Source organism: Pedobacter gandavensis, assembly GCF_032677645.1.
GTDB classification, from domain to species: domain Bacteria; phylum Bacteroidota; class Bacteroidia; order Sphingobacteriales; family Sphingobacteriaceae; genus Pedobacter; species Pedobacter gandavensis_A.
Map to the genome: position 1 here is coordinate 370,775 of NZ_JAVTSB010000005.1, position 18,472 is coordinate 389,246.

Below are 18,472 nucleotides of genomic sequence, written 5' to 3' on the forward strand. Positions count from 1 at the left end.
CTAAATTACAACTTAGTAACCAGGATTCTGAACCAGTTTTTTATTCAGGTCAATTTCCCTTAAAGGGATTGGAAACAATTCATGTTTACCTTCTTTAAACATGGTTCCGGCAATGTATGGATAAGTGCTTCTATAGGCTTTCAATGCGGCTTCCGTTTCACGAAGGCTTGATCCTAAGACATTCCAACGCAACAAATCATATTTACGAAGCCCCTCAAAACAAAGTTCCCAGGCACGTTCGTTTTTCAACCGGTTAAAAAAATCAGCTTTGCTGAGGCCTATTGGCAAATCTACCAAAGGATCAGCCGTATTTATCGCTTTGCCATAAGCCCTTCTTCTCACCATATTAATGGCTTCATAAGCCGCAGCATTTGGGCCGTTATTCAGTTCATTCTCTACTTCTGCGCGCATCAGCAACACATCTGCATAGCGCAACACCACATAATTGATGTCTGTATTGTTCAAATCTTTAGCCGGTTGTAACTGATATTCGCGACGCCATTTTCCCGGCGAGTAATTCTGATCCTGCAAAGCAGTATATTCCACAGCCTGCCCGGCAGCATTAATCTGATAGGTTGAAATGGCCACATCCCTCCTTAAATCACCCGTCGCAAAGGTATTCCTAAACAAAGGTGTCGTTTTCACATACGAATTGGTACGCCCATAAGCGTTACCTACCGCAACTGCCGGCGCATTCCATTGTCCGATGACACTGGAGCCAGGTGTTGCCCCGCTTAAATTATAGAAAGCCACTTCAAACATACTTTCATTGGCATCTATTTTGAGCTGACACTGGTTCTTAAAGAACTGCTCGAAGCTTGGGTTCAAGGTATATAAACCTGATTCCATTACCTCTTTACTTTGTTTCTGAGCTAGCTCATATAGCGCCCTGGCATTTACCGGCTGTTCCATTTTTCCATTTTGCCTTAAAGAGAATCCAGCGGCAAATAAGGCCACCCTGGCCAACATGCCTTTCGCTCCGATTTTGCTAATCCGCTCATCGCTGGTTTTACCTTCCGGTAGCAACGCTATGGCCTCCGTCATGTCCTTAATCACCTGCTGGTACACCTCATCGGTGTTTGATTTAGGCAAACGAAGATCGTCGCCAGAACGTGTAGGTGTCAATTTGATCGGGACATCGCCAAATAACCGAACCAGTTCTGCGTAATAAAAGCCACGTAAGAACTTCGCTTCTCCCAGGTAACGGTTTAAGATTTTACCCTGGGCAGCATCGCTAAACCCGGGCATTTCAGGGATCTTCGAGATCACCAGATTGGCGCGGTTGATGCCCTCATAATACGTTTGCCAGGTTCCCTGGGTATAAATAGATTCGGAAGTCACCGCATAATGCGCTACCCCACGAAAATCGGAAGTCACCACATCCCTGACCTGTGCAATATCATTGTCGTTTTCATAAAGAATAGCGGAGTAAAATCCCAGCGTATTCTGGTTACACATGCTTTGATACACGCCTAAGGTGGCTAAATCCGCTTCAGCCGCGGTATTAAAGAACTGCTCCGCATCAAAAACAGATTTAGGTTCTTCGGTCAGTGCTTTTTTACAAGCGGAGAAATTAGCAAGCAGCCCAATCAGCAGCAGTAATTTCAAGCCATTGGTACGGTATATATTGAATGTTGTTCTCATGATGGAAATTGTTATAATGAAATATTCAGACCAGCTACAAAATACCTGCTGCGTGGATAGCCACCGAAATCTACGCCTGGTGTTAAACCACCAATACTGCTGGTGCTAACCTCAGGATCATAACCAGAATATTTGTCAAAAACGTATAAATTATACCCGGTTACATACACCCTCAGGCTGTTGATTTTAACCTTCGAAATCCATTCTTTAGGCAAGGTATAGCCCAGACTCACGTTGTTAATTCTTAAAAACGAAGCATCTTCTACAAGAAGATCATTAAAGCGGGGTGTAGTGCCATAGCCATCAAACCTCGGAATGGTTTTTCCGTTGTTTAAAGCGGCCAGCGCAGCTGGCGTATTCACTTTAACACCATTGCCGTCGATGGTAGTCCAGCGGTCTTTAAATACACCTAACGTGTTGGTGTAAGCAGTTACATTGGTGCTCATCTGCAAACGGTTTGCGTTGTAAACATTGCTCCCGGAAGACCAGTTCAGGAACACGCTTAAATCAATTCCTTTGTAAGAAAAGGTATTGTTAAAGCCCCCAGTAAACTTAGGAATACCATTCCCGATCACCGTTCTATCGTCCGGATTGATCTGGCCATCCCCGTTTAAATCTACCAGCTTCTGATAGCCTGGTTGCGCGGCATAATTCACATCTACCGGCAACCCAGCCTTTAAAGTATAGTTATTTGTAGCCGGATTGTAGTCGAAATCACTAACCTGATAGATACCAGCAGACTTATAGCCATACATTAAGCCTAAAGCGCTACCTACTTCCACCAGATAGTCGTTTTGTGCATTCCAGCTGTTACTTAACCTACGGTTCTCCCCATCACTCAGGGCCAGTACTTTATTCTGATTCCAGGCCATATTTAAAGCGCTGTTCCAGGAGAAATTCTTGTTTTTCACATTCAGGCTGTTCAAACTCAGCTCAATTCCCTTATTAGAGGTAGAACCGATGTTAACGACCTGCGTGGCAAAGCCACTGATATAAGGCACCTGTGCGGCTAGCAACAAATCTTTGGTCCGGTTGTCGTAAGCATCAATCGTAATGCCCAGGCGTTGTTTAAAAAAGCCCAGATCCAGACCGATATTTAAAGAAGTAGTGGTTTCCCATTTCAGGTTATTGTTTTCAATATTATTCGGATAAATGGTAATGCTGTTGTTGTTATTCAGCGGATAATTCCCACTCGCCAGCTGGCTGATCATTAAATAATTGTCGATCCTGTTGTTTCCGGCAGCCCCATAACTTAAGCGCAGTTTGGCATCAGAAAGGAACTTCACATTCTTCAGGAAATTCTCTTCGATGGCCCGCCAGGCGAATGCAGCGGAAGGGAAATAACCCCATTTGTTGTTATCGCCAAACTTCGAAGAACCATCTGCTCTTAAAGTAGCGGTAAAAATGTACTTCTCTTTGTAGATATAGTTGGCCCGGGTAAAGAACGACAGCATATCCTCTGCTTCCTCAATCGAGGTAGGAATTCCCGGCGTAGTGCCCAGGGCGATATTGCCTAAACCAAGATTAACCGATGGAAACTTACTGTTACTGGCAGTAAAACTTTCCTTAGCCGAATATTGCTGCTCCTGACCCAACAACAGTGTCAGCTTATGGATTTTGTTAAAAGTGTTGTCATAGGTCACCGTGTTGTTGTAATTATAACCGGTATTGTCCGACTGCGAAATTGCCCCGAAAGGTCCCCCGCTCCTTTTGGCCATAATAGACCTTGCATCGCTGAATGTTTTCAGTTTAACATCAGAAATCCTGGCTGATACCAATCCGCGGTAAGTAAAATGTGGCGCAAAATTATAGTCTACTGAGGCGCTAAAGTTCAAGGTCCGGTTTAAAGACTCCCTGAATTGCGATTCCGCATTGGTCTTCGGATTCTGAATCGGAATTGCATTTACATCTATGGATGGATCATTATCCAGCTCTAAAAACGCCTCATCGCTGGAATTCCGGTCGCTGATAGGTCTGTATTGAAACATATTGATCAGGGCATTGAAACGGTCGCCACCTTCACGGGTTCCGAAACCGGTAATCTTCTGGTCGCTATAATTGACAATACCTGTCAGTTTCAGTTTTTTACTCACGTTATGCAACAGACTCAATTTCGCTACATTCTTGATAGAGCCACCTGGCTGAATCAGCCCCTGATCATCCCCTCTCGAATAAAACATGTTGAAACGGGTGTCGCTTTGTCCACCGGCAATACTAATCTTATGGTATTGCGTATTAGACCATTCGCCAAACATTTCTTCCTGCCAGTTGATTCCTTTTCTGTTGGCATAGATAGCCGGTAAATCAGCGAAATTGCCGAACACACTTTGTACACCAGCCAGTTTATCTGCATCCAGACCAAACTTCTCATACATCAACACCGAAAAATCCACCGGATTAAGCACTGGTATATATTTGTTGGCTTTTTTAGCGCCATAAAACATATCGTAACCGATGGTCATCTTCCCGGCTTTCAATTGCTTTGTAGTCACCAGAATTACGCCGTTAGCTCCTCTTGCGCCATAGATCGACGTGGCCGAGGCATCTTTTAAAACATCGATACTTTCTACATCATTAGGGTCCAGAAAACTCAGTCCATCGGTTTGTGGCACCCCATCAATCACATAAAGTGGTTCATTACTCTGGGTAATAGAACCCCCTCCACGTAAGGTAATTGAAGGTGTACTTCCCGGCGTTCCATCATCCGCAGAAACCCGCAGTCCGGCCACACGACCCACCAAAGCATTCGCCACATTCTGAACCGGAACTTTAGACAGCTCCTCACCTTTTACCGAAGAAACTGCTCCGGTTAAGTCTTTACGCTGAACCTTTCCATAACCAATCACCACCACTTCATTCAGGTTATTGGCCTCATCGGTTAGCTTCGCGTCTATGTTGGTTCGGTTATCCACTTGCTTTTCTATGGTTTTAGAACCCAGGTAAGAATAAGCAAGCTTAGCATTTGATTTTACTTTGATGCGGTAAGTCCCGTCATTATTGGTCACCACGCCATTTTTCGTTCCTTTCTCAAAAACGGTTGCGCCCGGAATGGGTTTATTCTCCCCGTCCCTGACTACCCCTTTTACGGTAATCACCTCCTGTGCATAGGTAAATGTGCAAATGGAAAGCAATAAAATTAACAGTACTGTTCTTTTCATGTTATGTTAAATTTCGTATCGTTAGATGAGCTTATATCCAGCTCTGATGAACAAATCGTTGGCGGCTTTCTTTGCAGAAACGGTCAGCAGGTACTCGTCAAATGATTCCGCAGCCGTAGCTACCGTAATCTCTGTCTTTCCATTGATGCCAATCAACGAAATCCCGGCCTGTATGGTTCTGAGCTCGTTATTGGCTACCGTACTGTCTTTATCGTAAACCGGGGCCATCGTGCCTATCGTAGAATCGTTGAAGTTATCTTTAACCAGATCACCGTTGTCCGCTCTTCGCTGTCCCGGCCATGGCCTCAACAACTTCAGGGTTGCGATCTGGAGTTTATTCAACATCTGGCGGATCTGCGCTGAATGCCTCGCCTCCAGGGAATGTACCCTTGCCGCTGCTGCCAACACCGTATTGTGCTCCATTAAAGGGATCAGCTGCCCTTTATAAGCTCTAACACCAAGGTCTTCAATCACCATGGCTGTCCGCAGAAAAGTAGCGTAAGTGGTATTGATATTGGGGTTGATTTTTGTATAATCGAATGCCTCATAAGGCATGATGGCACGTGCTTTACCATTCAGCGACTGGATCGTTTGTATCCATAAATTAACATGTGCCAGTTCCTGATCGCGGATTGCTGTAATCGCTGCCTTGTCCCCCGCAGGGATCAATGCAGGCGTTACCGTTAAAGCATTGTTGTACAAATGAAACTCCATATACTCCAAAGCGAGCAGGAAATTAAGGGAATCCATCACCGCAGTATTGCTGCTGGTTTGTCCGTATGCTTTTTGCAACATCGAGCCCAATGCCAGTGGCAATGCCGCCAGCGAAAGCTTTTTGCCGACCGTAAAAAAGTCTTTCATCACTTTGCGACGGGGACTCAAACGTTCATAGAGCTCTTGATCAACCTTTTCCAGGTTATTAAGCAGGTTTAAAATATCCATGTGCTACAGATTTATGACGTTTAAGCTGGTGGTTATATATTTTTTCGCCTGTGCCAACACCTGTACCGGTGATAAGGCCACATCAAGGCCATCCTTAGCCATTGCACCCAATGCCTCCAACGCTGCCAGGTCCGCAAAAGCCTGATCCGGTAACTGCGAACTGATCCAGGCCGCATGACGGGCTTCCACAGAAGCAATCTGACTTAGCAGAATGAGCGTATAGCCTTCCTTACTTTTAGCGATGGCCCCGTTGTAAGCGGCCAATCCCAGATTTTCTATGGTTTTTGCCATCCCAAATACGGAAGTCGCATTGCTGAAATCCAGACCCGCAAATTCAAATTCCAATGTCCCTACCGCAGCAGGTCCCAGAAAGGTTTTGAAGAACTCCGCATGTGTTATTTTATGCCCCTTGATATCGGTCACAAACAACGCTTGTACGCTGGTAAATCCAGGTGCTAAATTCGCTACCGCCCGGGTATAAAATTCCGCTTCCAGTTGTGCCAACGTGTAGAGGTAATTTAAAAGGCCGTTATCGTCTTTAAAGTCGATGGTAAAATCTTTGTTTATATAGGGCGTAGAAGGCACCGGATTGTTCTCTTTACAGCCAACAGCAGCCACCGCTAATAATGCAGTTCCCGCATACTGAAAAAGTTTCCTCCGATGAATCGTCCCCGTTGATGCTGAGGTCAGTTTGTTCATAGTTTAGGATAGGTAAATATTTGGTTGGTACTAAGAACGAATTTAAAAACCCCTTCCTTATCAGAGTTTTAAATGCGTCCAAAATGCTATTGATTTTGATGAATCATCCTTCAGAACCCCTCAAAGCGAGCCAAAACTAAACTTTATCCACGAAACTTCATCAATTTTAAACTATTTATGGAGAAATTCAAAAGCCTGTTATCTACAGCCCTCCTACCTTCACTGCTACAAGCAATTGAACCAAAATCCAAATATTTAAACTATGAATAAAACATTCAGCCTGTTTTTAGCAGCGTCTGTTTTTGCGTTGACTTGCGCCGCCAAGCCCACAAAAGACGTTGATTCCTTACAATGGTTAAAAAAGACAACAGACCTGATTAGCTATCAGTTAAACAAAGCTGCAAACACGTATACACCTGGTAAAAACCCGCGCTCGGTTAATCCGGATGGTACGGTGAGACTGGCGCCTTATAAAGACTGGACAACCGGATTTTTCCCTGGATCACTCTGGTATGGTTATCAGCTTACCGGCGACAAAAAACTGGCTGATCAGGCAAAACGCTTCACTTTAGCCCTGGATTCTGTCCGATACCTCAAAGACACGCATGATCTGGGTTTCATGCTGTATTGCTCTTATGGAAACGCTTACCGCCTTACGGCTGATCAGATATACCTTCCTGCATTAGCAGATGGTGCGCAACATCTTTTCGCCCGGTTTAACCCTAAAGTTGGCGTCATCCGTTCCTGGGATTTCGAACCATGGAAATTTCCGGTCATTATCGACAATATGATGAACCTGGAATATCTGTACTGGGCAGCAAAGGAATTTAACAAACCAGCCTATGCGGGAGCCGCAAGTACCCATGCCACAACAACCCTAAAAAACCATTTCAGAAAGGATTACAGTTCTTACCATGTGGTAGATTACGATGCTAAAACCGGAAAGGTATTGCGCAAAGTGACCCATCAGGGCCTAACTGATGAGTCTGCCTGGGCACGTGGCCAGGCCTGGGGCTTATATGGCTACACCATGTGTTACGCAAACAGCAAAGACAAAGCGTTTCTGACTCATGCAGAGCGCATTGCCTCCTTTATCATGAACCATCCCCGCATGCCGAAAGATAAGATCCCGGTCTGGGATTTTGATGTCCACAATGCGATGGATGTCGCACAACCGGCACCAAGAGATGCTTCGGCAGCCGCTGTGATTGCCTCCGCCCTGCTCAACCTGAGTACTCAGGTAAAGGATGGTAAAAAATATATGGACTATGCTGAAGAAATCCTGAAATCATTATCCTCCGATACTTACCTCGCCAAACCAGGCGAAAATGGGTTATTCATCCTGAAACATAGTGTAGGTGCCTTCCTTTACAATTCTGAAATCGACACGCCATTGGATTATGCCGATTATTACTACCTGGAAGCATTGAATCGTTATGCAGAAATTAAAAAAATCAAACTTTAAATCAGTTAATTTGTCCACCTGATGAACCTAAAAAAAATACTCGTACCGCTTGCTTTAGTCTTTTCCTTACAAACCAGCTTTGCACAGGAACCGGTGATTTCGAAAAAAGACTTCGAAGCAATTAACCTGTCCTACCCCGGATTGGAAAAAACCAATCAGCTTTTTGTAGCTGGTGATTACCCTGCCGCAGCCGCAGAATTACTCCGCTATTACCGGAATCGTAAAGCTGTGAGACACCCGGAGTTTAACCTGGGTGATGAAGCCCGCTTTAAAGGGAAAAACGTTGGTGCAGCCAATCTATTGAAAGCCAACAATGCCCTGGAGCATAAATTCCAGCCCCATAAAGGCTATGGCTTCTTTGATTACGGGAAAGACATCAACTGGCAAATGTGGCCGGTAAAAGACAATGAAGTACGCTGGCAGCTACACCGGGTGTATTGGTGGCAGCCTATGGGTATGGCCTACCGGAGCAGTGGTGATGAGCGTTATGCCAAAGAATGGGTATATCAGTTCCGCGACTGGGCCCGCAAAAACCCTTTGGGATTATCTGCCGATAATGACCGCTATGCCTGGCGCCCTTTAGAGGTGTCAGAACGTGTTCAAAGCCTACCGGGAACGTTTAATCTGTTCCTGCCTTCCCCTGATTTTACACCTGCTTTCTTGCTCGAATTTCTAAAAAGCTATCATCAGCAAGCCAGTTATATCCCTTTGCACTATTCCAAATTGGGTAATCACCTCTTGTTTGAAGCGCAACGCCTACTTTTTGCCGGTTCTTTCTTTCCGGAGTTTAAAGATGCCCCGGAATGGAGAAAAAGCGGAATCACGGTATTAAATACAGAGATTAAAAAACAGGTATACCCGGATGGAATGCAGTTTGAGTTGTCGCCAACCTACCATGTGGCTGCTATAGACATCTTTTTGAAAGCTTATAATGCCGCAAAGATGGCCGGAGTGGAAAAGGAATTCCCTGAAAGCTACAGCAAAACCGTAGAAGATATGATTGTCGCTTTAGCCAACATCTCCTTCCCCGACTATAATTACCCGATGTTCGGGGATTCCTGGTTAGTAGAAAAAGCCGGAAGAGTGAAGCAGTTTCAAACCTGGTCTAAAGCCTTTCCTAAAAATGAACTGATCAAATATTTTGCAACTGAAGGTGCCGAAGGAACACTGCCGGCCAATTTATCTAATGGCTTAACAACGGCCGGTTTCTATACGTTTAGAAACGGATGGAATGCGGAGTCAACGGTCATGGTGTTGAAGGCTAGTCCGCCGGGAGAATTTCATGCACAGCCGGATAACGGGACTTTTGAACTTTGGGTAAAGGGAAGGAATTTCACACCGGATGCTGGCGTTTACGTGTACAGCGGCGATGCCGAAATCAATAAACTAAGAGAAACTTACCGTCAGACTAAAGTTCACCAGACTTTAACACTCGATAACCAGAATATGGTGATCACCAAAGCGAAACAAGACAAATGGTCAACAGGTAAAGCCCTGGATATTTTAACTTATACGAATCCGAGTTATGCGGGCTTAAACCACCAACGCAGTGTGCTGTTCATCAACCAGCAATACTTTTTAATCATCGATAAAGCAATTGGTAAAGCGACCGGTAAGTTAGGAGTACATTTCCAGCTCAGAGAAGATAGTAAACCGGTTTTTAACACGGTTAAAAATCTGGTAAACACCAGCTATACTGATGGAAACAATCTTTTAATCCAATCGCTAAACACAGATCCGGTGGTCTTATCAGAAGAAGAAGGAAAAGTTTCTTATCAATACAGAACGGAAGTTAGCAGACCTGCTTTTGTCTTCGAAAAGGCGAAAAAGGATGGGAATACGCAGCAGTTTATCAGCATCGTTTATCCTTATGAGGGGAACACTGCGCCTGAAATCACCATCAAAGAGAATAAAGGAAATGACTTTGAAAAAGGCATCATCAACCTGAGTCTGACTATTAATGGGAAACAGCAAACTGTAAAAGCGACACTATAATCCTTATACAAGCCAGCATCTGCGTTTAACCAGGTGCTGGCTTTTTACGAAACACCAGCTTTCTACTAAATACTGGCTTTCACTAAGCGTCCCAATCGCTTGATATCATCTTCTAATTTATCATTCCATTCCAGCGCAAAGTTTAACCGCATACAGTTATTGTATTGGTTGTATTGCGTGAACATCCGGCCTGGTGCGAAACTGATTTTCTGTTTGATTGCCTGATCAAATAACTCCCCGGTATCCAGCTTTTTGTCCAATTCCAGCCATAGCATAAAACCGCCCTGAGGCTGAGATATTTTCGTGTTTTCGGGGAAGTACGCTTCGATTGCCCCCTGATATTTCAGGCAATTGCTATACAACTTAGACCTGAGCGTTCGTAAATGGTGGTCATAACGGCCATGCTCCATAAAATCTGCAATCACTTCCTGATACAGGGAAGGCGTAGAAATGGTCTGCACCAACTTTTGTCGGATGATTTTGTCTTTATATTTTCCGGGTGCCACCCATCCTACCCGATAACCGGGAGCCAGGGTTTTAGAAACAGAACCGCACCACATCACGATCCCTGCTTCATCATAGTATTTACAGGGTTTTGGTCTTTCCGTTCCGAAGAACAGATTGCCGTACAGGTCATCTTCAATCAGCGGAATATCGTATTCCGTTAACATCCTAACCAACTCTTTCTTATGGGCATCCGGCATCAGACATCCTAATGGGTTGCTGAAATTACTGATGAAACAGCAGGCATTTAACCTCGGTAATACCTTCTTAATCGCCTCTAAATCTACGCCAGTGATCGGATGTGTCGGAATTTCAATCGCCTTTAAGCCCAGCGATTTCACAATCTGCTGAATCCCAAAGTAAACCGGACTTTCAATCGCGACCGTATCCCCGGGTTTCGTTACCGCCATCAGACAGTTGAAAATAGCATTCATCGCACCAGATGTGGTGATCAGATCATTTTCAGTAAGCTTTCCTTCTAATACAAAAGACCATTTCGCGAGCGTTCTGCGGAGGTTAATATTACCTTCTACCGGCTCATAGGCTGTGCCTCCGTCTTCTAAGCGAGTCAGGACATTGACCATCCCCTTGCTTAATTTCGCAATGGGCAACATGCTATTGGCAGGAACCCCTAAGGCAAACTGGGTAATCGTCTTATCATTCAGCGTATTAAAAACCTTACTGATCAGATCTTCCGGTTCCTTCTGCTGGTTAGAGGTTTTCATTTTCCCTACGGATGGCAACGAGAATTTCCTCAAAGAAGCTTTGCTCACAAAGTAGCCGGATTTGGCTCTGGGCTCAATCAACGACTTACTCTCCAGAGATAAATAGGCTTGCTTAACCGTATTGATACTTACATTATAGAGTTTTTGTATCGTACGGATCGACGGAAGCTTATCCCCTAGTTTTAGGGTTTCGCTTTCAATCTGCTCCTCCATTACCTTGGCAATTTTAACGTATAAGGATTCCTTTTTCATTTGAGCTATGCTATAAGTAATGCGCCAGGCTGTAAAGCTCCAGCTGTACCCTGTAAATCTACTAAAAACAAATCTGTATCTGTTTTATTAGACCGTACAGGTATTTAACCAGCTCAGTAAATGGTCAATCGAGTTTTTTAAAGGGCTATGGTTTTCGCTGAGGCCTGAAAACGTTGTATGTAATGTTTTTTCTGCCTTGAGTTTAAGTGTATCTCCAATAGCCACATCGTCATTTACACAATGGCAGCCCAACATCAGTTCATCCAGGTCATTGAAAGAAGCAAAGGCAAAGCCGATCACCACCTTATTGTCTATCGCAACCGTTAAAGGAAGACCAAAATGTGCCGTTAATTGCGGAGCTGACGGTTGATTCTGTTTATCGTTATAGATGCGAATCAAGGCATTCAGGTCAGAAAGATATACTTTTCGGTACTCTATGTTTGTGTTTTTAGGATCTTGATCTTTCATAGCTTCGGATTAGACCACAAAATTAAGGATCAAAAACAGACAGATACAGACACAGAAAAGCGAATATTAAAGGTTACAGATTAAATTCAAAACGATACCCGGTCTTAAACCAGAGATCCTGTAATGAACTAATTACAAGTAAAAGAAAAACTCCCGATGAATTAAAGCGTAAATTCATATTACACACAAATCAATCAAATTATGAAAATCACATTAGACATCAAATCCCTGATCATCGGGTTTATGGCCTCAGCCTTAATTATAATGGGCTTAAGTTTTAAAAACGCACCAGAGGATAAGCCCGGGAAATTCAAAATCAGCAGAGGGACATTAAACAAGATCATAATTCTTGACACCGAAAGCGGCGCCTATATTATGTCTGACGGAATGGTTAACAAACGCCGGATGGACTGGACAAGAGGCGATTTTGCCAGTTCTTATCAATATGCAGCACCAGAAGGGCTACAAAAAAACTAGTCATCAAACTAAAGGCAGCGATGAAGCTGCCTTTAGTTTAACAGACCGTTCGGCAAGAGATTAATTCGTAAAAACCGGGATTGATCTCTCAACCCCGGCCCACCCCCAAACATATGATTTAAAAACAATTGTTGTTTTTCATTTATTCCAGTCCCATTTATTGGCCTTACAGGCGATACACCAATAGATATTTAAGGCTAAGAATTTAAGGACATAGTTAAAAAAAACGAAATGAAACTCCTTACTGACTAAGCTCCGCTCGCATTTCGTACATTTAAAACCGCAAGGCTCCATTTCAGAAATCCCCGTTTTGTGCTGCTCCAGATTCAGAAAATCAGCAATAATGACCTGATCAATTTCCGGTCTGCTTTTAATACAAAGAGAAGTACTCTCCCCTAAGCAAACTACGTTCAACTTTGACACTTGATGATCCTTTCTGATTATAAAAAAACCAGCGCCATCCAGGCCTTCAATATTCCGGACTACTTCAGCATGAATAAGTTCATTTGAAAATAAAACCGGGTGACCTTTGACAATTACATATTTGTTAATCATAAGCTTGATTTATTAGTCCATATAAAACACTTCGAATTCCTTGTATTATTAGCGATATCTGTTACTCATCTCAGTTTTGACCAGGTCAACCGCCTGCTCCAATCTCCATTTTTCTGCTGTTGTAAAATCTCTTCCTCCTGAATCGGCTACACAGATCGACCCCACATTAAGCCCCCGGTTTGAATTTATCGGCACCATAACAAAATACCGGCAACCATATTCTCCAACAAGTAAAGGATTAGAAAATAGGTGTGGCTTATCAACCATTTTCCTGAAATTCATGACCTGCTCATTCAAAATTGCCAGGGAGCAGGAACTGAACCCTGAACCCGATTCTTCTTCTTTCCTTTCTCTGCTATACTGACGACGCCTGCCCCATGCAGAGGGTTTATCAATGACATTTACAACAGCAATTGAGCTGTTCATCATGATCGCGATCAGGGTAGCCAACTGATTTAAAAACGGATCAGGTTTGCTACAAAAGACCTTATATTTCTTGACTGCACATGGTCTGACGCTCCCCTTCAGAATCTTTATATCTTCGATCATAACCATATTTTATTGTTTTACTATTTTAAATTCTGTTCTTCTGTTTAGCTGATGTTGCGTTTCAGAACAACTAACCTCATTTGTGCAATGATTTAACAAATCACTTTCTCCATACCCATGTGGAGTAAGCCTGTTTTTATCAATGCCGTTGGAGATAAGGTACTGTACTGCAGCTGTTGCTCGATGTTGAGATAGCACCCTGTTAAAAGCGTCATTTCCGCGACTATCAGTATGGGAGCCCAGTTCAATCCAGATGGTTGGATTATCTTTAAGGATTTTCACCAGTTTATCTAACTCCGATGCAGCATCCTCACGGATATTCCATTTATTAAAATCATAATAAATATTCTCCAGTCTAATGGTCTTATTAATTTCAACCGGCGTTAAATAGAAATCCTTGATCAGGGATGTTTTTGTAATTTCCCCTTCCAGCTTTAAGGGCTGATTTTGTCTGCTGACCATATAAATATCATCACTTCCTACCCCCCCTATCCGGTTTGAAGAAAGGTAACTCAGTCTATCCGGACCTATATTAAAAGCAAAATCATCCTGCGCAGAATTTAAAGGATAACCCAGGTTAACTGGCTTACCATAAACATCACCGATATGGCTTGACCTAAAAATATCTAAACCACCCATCCCAACGTAACCATCACTACTGAAGTAGAAATCATCATCCTCATCCAAAAAAGGACTCCGCTCATTATATTCCGTATTCATCGCTCCAAAATTTACCGGAACCGTCCATTTGCCGGCATCATTTTTAACCGTGATATAGATGTCTGTCCCACCTTTACCTCCAGGCATGTTGGAAACAAAATAAAGCGTTTTACCATCTTTGCTTAAAAAGGGATCTCCCACAGCATATTCATTGACATTGTTAAAATTCATGGGCACCGGTTTATTCCAGATCTTTTCCTCATCAGACCAGTCGCTGGTATAAACCCCTATGTTTATTGTAGCGAGATTACCTTTGCCGTAATTCAGTTTTTCGGGAATCCGCGTTAAGGAAAAAAACATCTTTTTCCCTTCAGCACTGAAACTGGCAGCACCAACGTGGTAGGCATCGCCTGCATTAACCGGAAAAAGTTGCAGGCTATCACTTTTCGTCAACTTTTGGTAAAGACGAAGGTATTGGTTACCGGTAGGCTCATAAACCTTTTTATCAGGAGTTTTTCCTACGTCAAACTTTAGGAAAGGCTTGTCAGGCTGATTCTGTTCCCTGGAATGATGCTCCCTATCCGAGCTGAATACGAGATTACCCGCTAATTTAACAGCTCCCCAATCCGACTGGGGGCTATTTAATTCTTTAGCATTTTGCACCTGAGCTGACACTGGATTTTGCATCCATTTTACCGCCGAATCACAAGATTGCAACCATAACTCCCTTTGTCTTGTAGAGACCTTGCTATTTAAATCAATATAGCGCTGAAATTGTTGTTTAGCTTCTCCATATTTACTATTACTCAGTAAGGATTGAGCATAGCCCAAAACATGCTTTGCTTTACCGGAGGGCATCCCTGCTGCAATAGCGTACCAGCTTTCGGCTTGTTCATAGTTTTTTGTCAGGCTATACCCCTCCGCGAGGCGTTCTGCGGCCCGTAAAGTCTTTTTCTTCTTATAAGCCTGTTCGTACAGGTCAATCGCCTTTGGATAATTAGATAATCGGTATAGTTCATCCGCTTCATACAATATATATTGTGCTTTTAAAGGCAGGTTAAGCAATAACAGTATGGAGGACAAGCTGATCAGCAAGTTTTTTTTCATGTTCTTTGTTTTAAAATTATAGACTGTAGCCTACTGATTAAAAGTAGCGGGGACTAAGCATGGTGGCGTTTTTCCTTTTGAAATAATATCCAATAGATATTTCGTGCGTACTGCCACTATAGCCGCGTAATGCTCCGACAGATATATCATAAGCATAACCAATACGGAGATTACTGACCGGAAATAATTCCATTGCAGCCACTACAGAATTCCGGTTAGAAAGATCCTTTTGCAAATAGCTTTTATCATATAGTTTAACACCTGTACGATAAGAACCGCCAAGCCAGATTTTCTCCGACAACAGCACAAAAGCATTGAGATCCAAACTTGTTGGCCCTCCCCGATCATCTTTAAGTAAGAATGAGGGTTTGAGTTGTACATCCATTGATAAGGGAATAAGCATTCCGGCGGTCAGGTAATAATGGGGTTTAGTCTGAAGAATAAAACCATCCATCTGTACTTTAGAAGCCTGAGCAATTAAATTATCGGCAGAAAAACCAGCATAAAACTTATTATCCGAGTAATAAACACCTACCCTTGCATCCGGAATAACCTTGCTTTGCATTCCTATCGGTTGCTCTGCCTCAAAATCATTAGGATTAAGTTTTGCCCCATCAATGCCCAATTGCACAAAGCCAAGTCCTATACCGAGCGACAGCCGGGAAGTTTCATCCGTGTTCAACCTTAAACGGTAAGCATAATTCGCATAGGCTGAAAGGGTACTTTGCACCCCGATTTTATCGCTTGCAATTTGTAGCGCCAGACCAACATTCCCATCATTTGCGATGGCATCTACTGCTAGTGACATACTTTTAGGAGCTCCGGTTATTCCCGTCCACTGACTTCTATAGAAACTATGTAAATTCAATTGCTCCTTATATCCGGCATATGCGGGATTGATATAAATCCCATTAAACATATACTGGCTATACTGGGCGTCTTGCTGTGCTGTTGCCCGCTCTGCGCCCAGCAGGAGTAATCCGGCTATTATTATTTGTATTTTCTTCATTTTAAATCCTTTCTAAGCTTTCGAACCCTATCATATTTCTTAATTAAACGACCTTAACAGGGTGATGAAACCTTTAAACACTTTCCAGTCCTCGTTTAAATTATTCTTCACACGCAGTACGTAGAAATAAGTTCCCTCATTTAAACCTTGTCCTGCCCAGCTGTTTCGGTAATTGTCCTGTTTAAAGACTTCGTTGCCCCAACGGTTGATAATGATGATATCATTTTTTGCAAAGCGTTCTATTCCACGGATTTCGAATACATCATTTTTACCATCACCATTAGGTGTAAATAAATTCGGAATGAAAAGCCCTGATTCGGAAGCCCCATTTTTAGTAAACCAACTTCTATTGCTTGCTACATCCGTTTCTATATCAACTCCTAAAGCTGTGTGTACACCCAAAAGTGGGTTACTGCTTTTCAATTCATCCCATTTCTCCCCTCCTGCAAATTTCAGTATAGAAGCATTCGGGTCTTTAAACAGTGCTCCGTTTGTGTTTGAATTGTGCTGTAGGGTCAGATTCACCCTTAAGGGTTTTGAAGCATAGATATTCCAGTTTCTATCCATTCCAGATTCAGATTTAAGCCCCCTAAGAAAAGAGCCCGCATAATTCTGAACGCCGACATAGAGTGTTCCCGCAGCAAGCGGAGTTACGGTTGCCGGGGTATAATCACCTTCGGCAATACCAACAGGAAACACGAAAGAAAAACTGCCGGCATATTCTTTAACCATATGTCCGGAAAGGCTGTTACCGGTAACCACCATCCTGTCTTCGCCGAAATTGATAATTTTACCTTCCGTATTAAAAACGAGGTTCTGACCATTTAGAATAACATTAGCCTTGTTCACTGAAAGATCAAGGGTAGAACCCATTTTGAATGCTGCAGCCAACGGTCCCTGTGGATTTACTGTTCCATATCCAGGATCTTCCAGATCAAACAGAACAATATTATCCTCATTTCTATGTTCCACGAGCATTCCAATAAAAGCCCCGTTATTACCATCAATTCTGGTTGGACCAGCAGCCATATCTTCATAAAAAGGATTGGATCCCGGATTGTAGATGATGATTTTCCCTGTTCCGCTAAATGTTGCCCCAGGCGCAATCCAGATGTTTTTACTCCAGATCTCCAATGTTCCGTTTATTTCCCAATGCGAATCAGGGCCAAAATAACTCCCTTCTGAAACCCGGGTTTCGGTAGTACCGCCCGCAATGTGAACATCAGAATTGTCTACCGTTGTGCTGCCAGTTCCTGACTGTGCTAAAAGCCCGGAAGCAGGACTTAGCAGCGCGAATACCAATAGTATTCGCGCCAGATTATAGGTTGATAATTCCATATCCTTAGTGCACAAAAATGTCTATTCTTCTGTCTTCAGCATTGGTGGGTACCGTACCTCCCATATATATTACCCTAAAAATAATGGTGTGTGATCCTGGATTCAAGGGACCTGACCAGGTTACAACAGCTGCATTTCTATACAGAGAACTGTCTACGTTTAAGGTCGAATACCGTCTGGACTCCTGCGCCACCCCATCAATCACCAATTGATACTCTCCTGAAGTAGAAGAACTTACACCATTCGTATTACACTGAGGAACAAAACTGGCAGTCACCATTGCATTTTGCTTACCAGCCAATGTAAAAGTGCTGGTAAGATCTAAGTTTGCATTTAAAATCATTCCAGAGAAAGCACCGTTAACTGAAGCGTTAAAAGTTTTTGAATTTTGACCAACCCAATTTGTTCCATCGTAAGTGTAAAGGCTGTTCTCAGTAGTATTATAGATAGTTCGTCCAGGATTGGGACTTGCTATCGCATTCATCAGCGTTGTAGTATAATTCCTATGCTCTCCAATTTCTACTGTAGATAGTACTCCGGTTGTATTTGCCACGACCATTTTATTAGAGCCCGCTGGGCCGGCCTGCAAACCTGACAATGCTAAAGTATTTGTAGCACTAGTTGCAAGGATAGTTGCCTGTGTTAATGTCCCACCTAAGGTAATATTTCCACTGGCAGCAGTCAAACCGTTATTAGCAGTCATAGTAGCTCCGGTATCGCCTTTTGCGCCTTGAGCACCTGTTGTACCAATATCTCCTTTGTCACCTTTATCCCCTTTTAAACCCTGAATTCCATCAGCACCAGCAAGTCCGGTAGTACCGGTTACACCAATATCTCCTTTGTCACCTTTTAATCCCTGGATTCCATCAGCACCAGCAAGTCCGGTAGTACCAATATCTCCTTTGTCACCTTTATCCCCTTTTAA

14 protein-coding genes and 1 pseudogene are annotated in these 18,472 nt (G+C 43.2%); 3 read left to right on the forward strand and 12 right to left on the reverse strand.

Annotated elements, in window-relative coordinates; genetic code table 11:
• Window positions 1–12 precede the first annotated feature (12 nt).
• Genes R2Q66_RS10890 through R2Q66_RS10905 form a run of 4 tightly spaced genes read right to left on the reverse strand, consistent with a single transcriptional unit; the run spans window position 13 to window position 6,443 of the window.
• The gene (locus R2Q66_RS10890) at window positions 13–1,644 is read right to left on the reverse strand and encodes a RagB/SusD family nutrient uptake outer membrane protein (RefSeq protein WP_316748757.1); all 1,632 of its coding nucleotides are present in this window, start codon (window positions 1,642–1,644) and stop codon (window positions 13–15) included.
• Between the two features lie 11 nt (window positions 1,645–1,655).
• Window positions 1,656–4,802: a TonB-dependent receptor gene (locus tag R2Q66_RS10895; protein ID WP_316748759.1), complete on the reverse strand. Its 3,147-nt coding sequence runs from the start codon at window positions 4,800–4,802 to the stop codon at window positions 1,656–1,658.
• A gap of 21 nt (window positions 4,803–4,823) precedes the next feature.
• Window positions 4,824–5,744 (reverse strand): ferritin-like domain-containing protein, encoded by a 921-nt coding sequence (locus R2Q66_RS10900; RefSeq protein ID WP_316748761.1) that lies wholly within the window; start codon window positions 5,742–5,744, stop codon window positions 4,824–4,826.
• Window positions 5,745–5,747: 3 nt separating this feature from the next.
• Window positions 5,748–6,443, reverse strand: coding sequence for a ferritin-like domain-containing protein (locus R2Q66_RS10905; protein WP_316748763.1), 696 nt, complete (start codon window positions 6,441–6,443; stop codon window positions 5,748–5,750).
• 262 nt (window positions 6,444–6,705) lie between these two features.
• Here R2Q66_RS10905 and R2Q66_RS10910 point away from each other — a divergent pair, with 262 nt between their 5' ends.
• Both R2Q66_RS10910 and hepC read left to right on the forward strand, forming a co-directional pair.
• Window positions 6,706–7,908, forward strand: a complete 1,203-nt coding sequence (locus tag R2Q66_RS10910; RefSeq protein WP_316748765.1) for a glycoside hydrolase family 88 protein — start codon at window positions 6,706–6,708, stop codon at window positions 7,906–7,908.
• A 21-nt stretch (window positions 7,909–7,929) separates the two neighbouring features.
• Complete coding sequence (hepC, locus tag R2Q66_RS10915) at window positions 7,930–9,903, forward strand: heparin-sulfate lyase HepC (RefSeq protein ID WP_316748767.1); 1,974 nt, start codon at window positions 7,930–7,932, stop codon at window positions 9,901–9,903.
• Between the two features lie 65 nt (window positions 9,904–9,968).
• Here hepC and R2Q66_RS10920 read toward each other — a convergent pair whose 3' ends face one another.
• Both R2Q66_RS10920 and R2Q66_RS10925 read right to left on the reverse strand, forming a co-directional pair.
• Complete coding sequence (locus R2Q66_RS10920; protein WP_316748769.1) at window positions 9,969–11,384, reverse strand: PLP-dependent aminotransferase family protein; 1,416 nt, start codon at window positions 11,382–11,384, stop codon at window positions 9,969–9,971.
• Window positions 11,385–11,471: 87 nt separating this feature from the next.
• Window positions 11,472–11,852, reverse strand: a complete 381-nt coding sequence (locus tag R2Q66_RS10925; protein WP_316748770.1) for a hypothetical protein — start codon at window positions 11,850–11,852, stop codon at window positions 11,472–11,474.
• A gap of 201 nt (window positions 11,853–12,053) precedes the next feature.
• On the opposite strand from R2Q66_RS10925, the gene R2Q66_RS10930 reads away from it, so the two are divergent.
• Window positions 12,054–12,329: a hypothetical protein gene (locus R2Q66_RS10930; protein WP_316748771.1), complete on the forward strand. Its 276-nt coding sequence runs from the start codon at window positions 12,054–12,056 to the stop codon at window positions 12,327–12,329.
• 138 nt (window positions 12,330–12,467) lie between these two features.
• On the opposite strand, the gene R2Q66_RS10935 is transcribed toward R2Q66_RS10930, so the two are convergent.
• The 6 genes and pseudogenes from R2Q66_RS10935 to R2Q66_RS10960 form a co-directional block, all read right to left on the reverse strand.
• Window positions 12,468–12,884: a hypothetical protein gene (locus R2Q66_RS10935; protein WP_316748772.1), complete on the reverse strand. Its 417-nt coding sequence runs from the start codon at window positions 12,882–12,884 to the stop codon at window positions 12,468–12,470.
• Between the two features lie 48 nt (window positions 12,885–12,932).
• Window positions 12,933–13,433 (reverse strand): GAF domain-containing protein, encoded by a 501-nt coding sequence (locus R2Q66_RS10940; RefSeq protein WP_316748773.1) that lies wholly within the window; start codon window positions 13,431–13,433, stop codon window positions 12,933–12,935.
• 9 nt (window positions 13,434–13,442) lie between these two features.
• Window positions 13,443–15,200 (reverse strand): OmpA family protein, encoded by a 1,758-nt coding sequence (locus R2Q66_RS10945; RefSeq protein ID WP_316748774.1) that lies wholly within the window; start codon window positions 15,198–15,200, stop codon window positions 13,443–13,445.
• 37 nt (window positions 15,201–15,237) lie between these two features.
• Window positions 15,238–16,209 (reverse strand): type IX secretion system membrane protein PorP/SprF, encoded by a 972-nt coding sequence (locus R2Q66_RS10950; RefSeq protein WP_316748775.1) that lies wholly within the window; start codon window positions 16,207–16,209, stop codon window positions 15,238–15,240.
• Between the two features lie 39 nt (window positions 16,210–16,248).
• The gene (locus R2Q66_RS10955) at window positions 16,249–17,547 is read right to left on the reverse strand and encodes a gliding motility-associated C-terminal domain-containing protein (protein WP_316748777.1); all 1,299 of its coding nucleotides are present in this window, start codon (window positions 17,545–17,547) and stop codon (window positions 16,249–16,251) included.
• A 4-nt stretch (window positions 17,548–17,551) separates the two neighbouring features.
• Window positions 17,552–18,472, reverse strand: a pseudogene (locus R2Q66_RS10960) (collagen-like protein); the annotation flags it as partial.

Excerpts from the sequence above, each read along its gene's own strand:
- R2Q66_RS10890 (WP_316748757.1), bottom strand. The coding sequence starts at position 1,644 with ATGAGAACAACATTCAATATATACCGTACCAATGGCTTGAAATTACTG.
- R2Q66_RS10895 (WP_316748759.1), bottom strand. The coding sequence starts at position 4,802 with ATGAAAAGAACAGTACTGTTAATTTTATTGCTTTCCATTTGCACATTT.
- R2Q66_RS10900 (WP_316748761.1), bottom strand. The coding sequence starts at position 5,744 with ATGGATATTTTAAACCTGCTTAATAACCTGGAAAAGGTTGATCAAGAG.
- R2Q66_RS10905 (WP_316748763.1), bottom strand. The coding sequence starts at position 6,443 with ATGAACAAACTGACCTCAGCATCAACGGGGACGATTCATCGGAGGAAA.
- R2Q66_RS10910 (WP_316748765.1), top strand. The coding sequence starts at position 6,706 with ATGAATAAAACATTCAGCCTGTTTTTAGCAGCGTCTGTTTTTGCGTTG.
- hepC (WP_316748767.1), top strand. The coding sequence starts at position 7,930 with ATGAACCTAAAAAAAATACTCGTACCGCTTGCTTTAGTCTTTTCCTTA.
- R2Q66_RS10920 (WP_316748769.1), bottom strand. The coding sequence starts at position 11,384 with ATGAAAAAGGAATCCTTATACGTTAAAATTGCCAAGGTAATGGAGGAG.
- R2Q66_RS10925 (WP_316748770.1), bottom strand. The coding sequence starts at position 11,852 with ATGAAAGATCAAGATCCTAAAAACACAAACATAGAGTACCGAAAAGTA.
- R2Q66_RS10930 (WP_316748771.1), top strand. The coding sequence starts at position 12,054 with ATGAAAATCACATTAGACATCAAATCCCTGATCATCGGGTTTATGGCC.
- R2Q66_RS10935 (WP_316748772.1), bottom strand. The coding sequence starts at position 12,884 with ATGATTAACAAATATGTAATTGTCAAAGGTCACCCGGTTTTATTTTCA.
- R2Q66_RS10940 (WP_316748773.1), bottom strand. The coding sequence starts at position 13,433 with ATGATCGAAGATATAAAGATTCTGAAGGGGAGCGTCAGACCATGTGCA.
- R2Q66_RS10945 (WP_316748774.1), bottom strand. The coding sequence starts at position 15,200 with ATGAAAAAAAACTTGCTGATCAGCTTGTCCTCCATACTGTTATTGCTT.
- R2Q66_RS10950 (WP_316748775.1), bottom strand. The coding sequence starts at position 16,209 with ATGAAGAAAATACAAATAATAATAGCCGGATTACTCCTGCTGGGCGCA.
- R2Q66_RS10955 (WP_316748777.1), bottom strand. The coding sequence starts at position 17,547 with ATGGAATTATCAACCTATAATCTGGCGCGAATACTATTGGTATTCGCG.